The sequence below is a fragment of the Haliea sp. E1-2-M8 genome, assembly GCF_030649675.1.
Lineage (GTDB): Bacteria > Pseudomonadota > Gammaproteobacteria > Pseudomonadales > Halieaceae > Haliea.
The window spans coordinates 19,600-28,069 of sequence record NZ_JAUTDR010000038.1 but is presented as its reverse complement, the minus strand read 5'-3'; the positions used below and the strand labels follow the sequence as shown (position 1 = coordinate 28,069).

Here is an 8,470-nt window from a genome sequence, read left to right as displayed (position 1 = left end):
TGGCGACATAACCGAACTGGATGCCCACGGCAACCAACTGAATTTATTCAACTTTTAACCGGACACTAGTGGGGGCGCCTAATAATTGAAAATTATGAATTCCTGCACATATTCTGGAGTGATTGAGTCAACCAAACAGACGTTGTTCGGTGTCACCCCTGGATAATCGAAGAGCCCCCTTCGTTCCAGTAACGCGCTTTGAGTTCACGCTTGTAAAGCTTTCCCGTCGGCAGGCGCGGAAGGGACGCCTCAAAGTCGTAGGAGCGTGGGCACTTGTAGTGCGCAAGGTGTTCCCTCGCAAAATTGTTAAGATCCTCGACTAATGCGGAGCTTGCCTCGACACCCTCAACCAACTGGATAATCGCTTTTACATCTTCGCCGAACTCCTCGCTCGGGACACCGATAACGGCTACGTCGTCCACAGAGGGATGCATTATCAGCTCGTCCTCTATCTCCTGAGGGTAGATGTTTACACCACCCGAGATGATCATGAAGGATGCGCGATCCGTTAGATACAAATAACCTTCACTATCTACATGGCCGATATCTCCCGGCGCCATCCACGTGGGGTGGTCAGGGTGGCGTGCCTTCGCTGATTTTTCTGTGTCATTGTGATAGTTGACTGCCGTGTTCCTTGATGATTCGAAGTAGATGATTCCCGTCTCTCCCGCGGGCAGCTCTTCACCATACTCGTTGCAGATATGTATTCCACCAGCGGTCGGTCGACCCACGCTGCCCGGATGAGCCAACCATTCGCCCGGACCTATATAGGTCATACCGTCTGTGTCACTACCAGCGTAGTACTCATGCACGATGGGGCCCCACCATTCAATCATCTGCTGTTTGACTTTCAGAGGACAGGGTGCGGCCGAGTGGATCGCGATTTTGTGTGTGGAAAGCGCGAACGCTGTACGCTCCTCCTCCCGCAACTTGAGGAGTCGAGAAAACATTGTCGGCACCCATTGACTATGGGTTACGCCATACCTGTCGATGGCGCGCAACGCTTCAAGTGCGTCAAAACGCTCCATCATGATCACTGTTCCGCCCAAGGACTGGGCAGCTATGCTGAAACCGATAGGCGCCGAGTGATAAAGGGGCGCGGGAGACAGGTAGATCGAGTGCTCGTCAAATCCGAAAACTCCCTTGAGCGCCTTTGCCAGCAATGTGCCAGCAGCAGCAGTCTCGTCCCGCAGAGGCTTGATAATGCCTTTAGGTCGGCCGGTCGTTCCGGAACTGTAAGGCATGAATTCGCCGGCGGGTTCTTCCATCAGCGGCTCTCCGGTAAACGCCGAAACGGCGGTATCGTAATCTTCAAACGGTGAACCCGAATCAGTAGGCCCGCCGACCATAAGTAGCGTAGCGCAGTTTGGGGACAATGGTGGGATCTCTGTCGCTACACTCTCCAGTCTACGAGACGAAACCAGTACATCGGCACCGCTATCGTTTACGATATAAGCAGCCTCGGAGGGCCTGAGATGCCTATTGACGGTGGTCAGGTACATCCCCGATCGGAATGCCGCCCAAGCCACGACAAAATAGTACAGGTGATTCTCCATCAATATCGCAACATGATCGCCCCGACGCATGCCGCGACTCCAGAACAACTGTGCCAGCTGGTTTGAACGGTGATTGAGCTGCGCGTAGGTAATTGCTTCGCTCGAGGCGGCGTTGATGACCGCCGGTTTGTCAGGAGTTATAGCGGCGTAGTGACCTGGGTACATAGGGTTTTACCTCGTCCGTTTTAGACTTATGGCGGTGCGAGCACCTGGCTACCGGGCGACATCTGCCATGATCTCCAAAGCATCCTCGCTATTGCAGACCAGTGTCAGGCCAGTAATGCCGGACCCTTCCCATGCTCTGAAACGCGCTCGAATTCGCTCTGCCGGACCTACGAGAGCCCCTTCGTCCAAGTACTCGTCTGGCACCGCAGCGGTTGCTTCCTCTTTGCGTCCAGCGAGGAATAATTCCTGAATTCTTGTCGCAGAGTCCGCATATCCGCGCCTTATCATCATATCTTTATGGAAATTCTTATTCTCGTGTCCCATTCCACCCACATAAAGCGCAATGCCGGGCTTCATCCGCTGCAAGGCTGATGCGACATCATCCGTGACAGTGACAACTACACTAGCCTGAATTTCGAAATCTTTGAAAGACTTGCCCCCACCTGCGCGAGAAAAACCCGCTTCGAGCCAAGGCCGATAAAAATCCATCATGCCGGGAACGAATGTCAAGGGGAACCAGCCGTCAGCGATCTCAGCTGTCAGTTTGACGTTGGCTTCTGAACCCGTTCCCAGCCAGATTGGAATATTGGGGTTCATGTGTAGAATGGACTTGAGTGGCTTACCAACCCCCAACGAGCCTTCACCTGTGTATGGCAAGGAAATTTCCCGGCCTTGATGTGACAGGGGTTCTTCGCGCAAGAATGTCTTGCGCATAATTGATACGTAATCCCGTAATCGCCAATAGGGTTTGCCCCAGGGCTGACCATACCAACCTTCGACAATCTGAGGGCCACTAACGCCCAATCCCGCCACAAACCGATCGCCACCAGCCAACTCATCTATCGTGGCCGACTGCATGGCCGCCATGGTCGGTGAGCGGCCGGCCAATTGCATTATCGAAGTCCCCAGACGAATGCGCCTGGTCACCGCGGCCAGGTAGGCCAGCGGAGTTATCGCATCGGAACCATAGGCTTCAGCTGTCCAGACAGAGTCAAAACCTAATGCCTCCGCGCGCTGCACCAGTTCAACTGGAAGTTTCATTCGTGCACCTGAATATCCCAGCATCAAACCCAGCTTCATCTATTTCTCCTGAATCAAAACGCGCCTCTCTGAGGTATTTCGTTCTTGAGCGGCAATCCATGGCCCGACTCAAGCGCCCTCTGGCGGTGTTTACACTTTTCGCGCAATTGGTTTGCCCCCAAACAACAACACTATGCCAACGGCCAGCAGCCAGAGCAGACCACAGAGACCCCAGGCCCAGAGATAATTGCCCAAAGAGTCATAGATTAGGCCACCAATGACGCCCCCCGCGGCGCCGAAAAAAACAGCAACCATGGTGGTCCAGCCATAGATGGAGCTAAAATTGTAACGTCCAAAATAGTCGGCGATGACGGCGGGTGCAAGGGAAGCGGCACCCCCGTAGCCGATTCCCCATATGAAGGCGAAGGCATACAGGGCCGTTAGGCCACCGTCGATTATAATGAGTGGTGTGGCTATCGCCTGCACGGCAAACATTAGCACCAGTGTCAACTGCTGGTTGGCGTTGTCTGCCAGCCAGCCAAAACCCAGCCTGCCGATACAACTGGTCAAGGACGCCATGGATAACACCATGGCTGCGGTGGCACCGGAGTATCCTCGATCCTCGAAATCCGCTGGTCCGTGCAGGAGAACCAAATAGTCTGCCATGTAGCTGATGCCGATAGCGAGGGAAATACCCCAGAAGGTAACCGATCCAAGCGCTTCCCGCATTCTCCAGTCACCGGCGTCCATCACACCTGTGGCAGATACGTTATAGGGCGGCGCCGAGACAAAGGAAGCGTCGTCCGGACTAAAGCCCCGGTCCTCTGGACGCCCCTGGCCTTTCACGAGAAGGACAATAGGCAACAGGACCAAAACTGCCAACATGACGCCGATAGCAAGAAAGGCAAGCCGCCAGCCAAAGAGATCGAGAAACAGGCGTACCAATGGGGCCATGATGGCGGTGCCCAGTCCAATGGAGAGAGCTGTAACACCCATCATCAGGCCCCGCCGCCTTACAAACCAGTTGGCCATAATGCTGGCGGAAGCGATACGCCCAATGCCGTTGGCACCGAAGGCGGACACCACACCAAACAAGAAATAGAACATCCACAGACTATTTACGAAATACATTCCGCAAAGGGAAACGGTCATTAGAGTGGCACCGGTGATCATTACCTTGCGGGCGCCTATGGTGTCCAACAGCCAGCCAACTATCGGAGACGAGATGCCGTAGCAAATCAGGTTAATGGTCACGGCTAATGAGATCTGGGTGCGGGTCCACCCCATGGACTCCGACAGGGGACGCATAAAGATGCCAAACGAGTAGCGTCCGCCACCATAGACGACGACACCGAGCACGAAGCAGATCACCACCATTACCGTGCTCCAGAAGCGGAAGCCTCTAGTCATGACTGATATTCTCTGCCAAATAGGGGATGCACTGTTCCGGTGACGCATTCCTGAAGAAGTGACCTTCTTCATGGTACTCACAACGCATAGCCTGGCCTCCAAACTCCGATCCGTAGTTTTCTCTCGTCCGAGGGACTCGTTCAGCTAGGTTCTAGGCCAGCAAGCAACGACCGTTGTCGATACAAACAGTATTACGCTCCTTCAAGGTACTGCGAAATGAGATAAGGTTCCCGTCCCTCCACATCTCTACGACCTGTGTTTCACCGGGAAATGCCGGCGCTGAGAAACGAACATCGAAACCCTTGATCGACTGCTGGTCGTAGTCCAACAGCGTCTTCAAGACGGCGTGACAGGCAATTCCATAGCTACATAACCCATGTAGAATGGGCTTGTCGAATCCGGCCTTTTTTGCCACCGTGGGGTCTCTATGCAGGGGGTTTCTATCGCCGTTAAGAGCATAGATCAGCGCCTGGTCGTTGCGTCCCGGCATTTCGCACACCGCGTCTGGAGCGCGACGCGGCAGCTCATGCGCTACCGGCGCGCCCTCGGAGGTACCCCCAAAGCCGCCATCTGCACGGAAAAACAAAGTAGAGCTACTAGTAAAAAGCTCCGAACCGTCATCCAGTCTGGCCTTTGTCGCGAAGGTCACCAGAGCACCTTTATTTTTGCCCTTATCATACACACCGGTTACCCCGGATGAGAGTAGGGTTTTCGCATTTGAGGGGAGTGGTTGATGGATCTCGAGACGTTGCTCACCATGCAGCATCATGATCAGGTTCATTTTTTTCATCAGCTGCGCCATGGCATTGCGCCTTGCTCGAATGCTGGGCGTACCCAATACCGATGCGGCAGTCGGCATTACATTGCTGCCAACTGTTTCACAAACGTAGCTCAGTTCCTTCGAGTCCAGCGGGTCCCTGCCCATGCCGATTGAGATGGCATAAAGCTGCGTATCTTTGCTGCTATAGAGTCCCGGCAGCTCCTCCCAATCCAGAGCCAGTATTTCCTCAACCTCATGTCGCGTAATGGCCACGTTCTAGTATCCTGTCTTAAACTAATCATTGGTCAACCGAAGTCGATCCAGTCGGATCTCTTTGGATTACTACGATATCCGCAAGGGGGTTTTGCCCGCCTCGGCCGTTGATCGTGGATGTTCTGATTGGCTGAAGTCGACAACCTGATCCCAGATTTCCTCCAGATTATCAACACTGATATCCTGATTGATACCTAACCTTCCGCCCTTGGCTCTTTCCCAGCGGAGCTTCGCAAACCATCCCGCACCAGCTTCATACAGGCCACCGTTTTCTACAGAGCTTTCATGACACAGCTTTAGAACCAAAGGCGAGACAAGTTCCGGTCTTATCATTTCGCTCATGGATTCGGACATCAGGTTTTGGGTCAATCGAGACACCGCCATAGGAGCAATCGTATTGACGAAGATATTTTTCTTTCTACCTTCTATCGCCAGCGACTGCGCGAAGCCATAAATTCCCAGCTTGGCAGCGCTGTAATTGGTTTGCCCAAAATTCCCATAGATTCCCGAGGCGGATGTGGTAAATATGATACGGCCGTATTCCTGTTCACGCATCAGGTTCCATGCGGCTCTGGTGGGTGAATACGCACCCATTACGTGGACGTCGTAGATAATCTTCCAGTTTTCATCAGTCATTTTGTGGAATGCCGTGTCTCGCAGGATACCGGCATTATTTACCAGCACATCTATTCTGCCGTAGGCTTCAAGCGCCGACTTGATTACCTTTTCACCCTCTGTGACAGAATCATGGTTGGCGATAGCCTCTCCTCCCAACGCGGTTATTTCCGCGACAACATTATCGGCCGCACTCGTGTCGCTGCCTTTTCCGCTGGCGCTGCCTCCCAAGTCATTTACGATAACCTTTGCGCCTCGGGAGGCAAATGCAAGCGCGTGCGCCCTACCTACGCCATTGCCAGCACCGGTCACTACTACAACCCGGTTGTCAAATCTCATCTCGGACATCCTTCTCACTCCTCAGGTCGGTTTTTATTGGAAGTTGTAGGTCACCTCGACCCCATAGCGCGCTCCTTTGGAGAGCGGGGCAAAAGTTCCACCTCCGAGGGAGGTCGGTAGCAGCGTTTCACCACCCCAATACACTTCATCCGTGAGGTTTCTGCCATATAGCCCAACCGCCCAGCGACCGTCGTTTGAGTAGAAGTCGATACCGGCATTTACCACGTCCTGCTCAGGGAGCAGACTGAGGTTGTCGTCTGAACCAAAGGAATCGTCACGATGGTTATAACTTATCCGCGACGACATTAACCAGTTTCCAATCGGCAGATCGTGATTGAGGCCGAAGGTATAGGTCCACTCCGCGGCCCGCGGAATCGAGAGAGCCTTGTCGGCGCCGTCGATCAGTCCATCGCCGGTAATATCAAACGACACCTTGCTATATTCAGCGTCTATGTATCCGACACTAGCCGAAAGTAGCAGGCGCTCGGTAAGGCTGACTACGCCATCGAGCTCAAAACCTGCTGTCTCCGTGTCCCCCGCATTCTTGATGACTGTTGCAAGACCACTCGCTGCCCCGGGATCCAACTGGATGACAGCGCGCTGCATGTCTTCACCCTCAATAAAAAAGAGCGCTCCATTGAGACGACCACGCGGGAATTGCATCTTGAAGCCGGCCTCATAATTGGTGACTTTTTCCTGATCAAAAGGCCCTGGACCATTGATTTGTGCATCACTTGCAGAGTTCCGAAGGTTGTAACCACCGGATCTGAAACCCTGCGTCCAATGCGCATAGAGCATGGTTTTGTCATTCATGTTGTAGGTGACGCCGATCTTCGGAGAAAAACTATCCCAATCATCGTCATCGAGGAAATCAAGAACACAGGTGCCGGCCAGCACGAAGCAAGGGCTGTTCCTATTGAGCGTCAGCGAGGCCACTCCAACCGATTTTTCTTCCTGCGTGTAACGCATACCTGCGTTCAGTACCAGCTTTTCGGTCAGGTCGTAGTCAACGGCCCCAAAAACTGCCCAGGTGTCCACCTCGTATTCGCCACCACCATCGTTTGTCACGACACCGCCGAAGATCTCGCGACTTTCATGCACAACGACTTCGTTAGTGAAATAGTAGACCCCTGTGGTGACATTGCTGCGATTGGCAATCCGCGCGTTGTAGCGTAACTCATTGCTGTACTGCTCGGCAGTAGTCGAGACCGTAGCGTGGAAACGGGACAAGGGTTGAGAATCGATATCCACACGATCAACCAAATCGAGATCTCGGTAACCAAAAATATTGGTTATGGTGCCAGTCTCCCCCACACGCCAATTCATCTCAAAGGTAAAGCGCTTGCTTTCCATCTCCTGACGGCCTGGTTCATTAATCGAAAAGTCAAAGCTATCGGGATCGTGGTTTACAGGACTACCACTAATGCCAAGAGAGTTTGTATGCGACTGTCCCGATGGACCGTCGGCATCGGAATCTGCATACTCATAACGGACTATCAACTCCAGAGCTTCTGTAGGGGTCCACACAGCCACAGGGCGTATCATGTTCTGCTCGATGGCACCGTGATTCTCGCCATCAAACTTGTTCTCCAGCCCACCCTCATCATCGTTGCGATAAGCTGTCAGCTTGAGCGCCAGGTTGTCGGTTACAGGGCCACCGACACTACCCATCAGGTAGGTGTTATAACCGCCGTGCTTGCTTTTTTCATAGGTTGTTCTGATCGAAGCCTCAAATTGATTCCGCGGTTTCTTCGTGTTCATTAGGACCGCACCGCCGGTCACATTGCGACCGAATAGAATACCCTGCGGGCCGCGCAATACTTCAATGCTTTCTAGGTCGAAGGTATCGAAAACAATCCCGTTGTTCACACCGAGGTAGACGCCGTCAATAAACACGCCAACCGAGGGATCAATTGAGACAATGGAGCTCGTGATACCCACACCACGAATGGAAAAGTTTGCTACTCCGCGAGTTGTACCTTGATCATCCAGGGCCACGTTGGGCATGCTAAATGAGAGACTTGAAAGGTCGCGAACTTTCAGCGCATCAAGCTGCTGACTGTTGAACGCACTGATGGCAATGGGCACATCCTGAGAATTCTCGGCCCGTTTACGGGCTCTAATGACAATCTCCTCCAGAATAGCCGACGCCCCTCGGGAAGTGCCCGCCTGAGCCTGGACAGGATTTGCGAGTATAGTGGTGTCGGCTAGCACCAATGCTGCGAGGACTACGGCTTGCGCCAGCGGCTGGCGTGATAGACGGAAACTTTCCGGGCTTGTAAACATAGGTATTTACCTTTGTTGTTATAGATATGACTGCTGCCTTAGAGCA

Annotated in this window: 6 protein-coding genes; all 6 read right to left on the bottom strand. The window is 53.2% G+C overall.

What is annotated here, in order from left to right; translation table 11 throughout:
- Positions 1 to 152: 152 nt before the first annotated feature.
- The gene (locus Q6D67_RS20235; protein WP_304707504.1) at positions 153 to 1,721 is read right to left on the bottom strand and encodes an AMP-binding protein; all 1,569 of its coding nucleotides are present in this window, start codon (positions 1,719 to 1,721) and stop codon (positions 153 to 155) included.
- Between the two features lie 48 nt (positions 1,722 to 1,769).
- Positions 1,770 to 2,801 carry an LLM class F420-dependent oxidoreductase gene (locus Q6D67_RS20230; protein WP_304707502.1) on the bottom strand — a complete coding sequence of 344 codons (1,032 nt, stop codon included), beginning with the start codon at positions 2,799 to 2,801 and terminating at the stop codon, positions 1,770 to 1,772.
- Between the two features lie 90 nt (positions 2,802 to 2,891).
- Positions 2,892 to 4,223, bottom strand: coding sequence for an MFS transporter (locus tag Q6D67_RS20225; RefSeq protein WP_304707501.1), 1,332 nt, complete (start codon positions 4,221 to 4,223; stop codon positions 2,892 to 2,894).
- 79 nt (positions 4,224 to 4,302) lie between these two features.
- A complete protein-coding gene (locus Q6D67_RS20220; RefSeq protein ID WP_304707500.1) occupies positions 4,303 to 5,184 on the bottom strand; it encodes a MaoC/PaaZ C-terminal domain-containing protein in 882 nt (293 codons plus the stop codon).
- Between the two features lie 69 nt (positions 5,185 to 5,253).
- Entirely contained in the window at positions 5,254 to 6,138 is an 885-nt protein-coding gene (locus Q6D67_RS20215) for an SDR family oxidoreductase (RefSeq protein ID WP_304707499.1), read from the bottom strand.
- Between the two features lie 33 nt (positions 6,139 to 6,171).
- Complete coding sequence (locus Q6D67_RS20210) at positions 6,172 to 8,424, bottom strand: TonB-dependent receptor (protein WP_304707497.1); 2,253 nt, start codon at positions 8,422 to 8,424, stop codon at positions 6,172 to 6,174.
- Positions 8,425 to 8,470 lie beyond the last annotated feature (46 nt).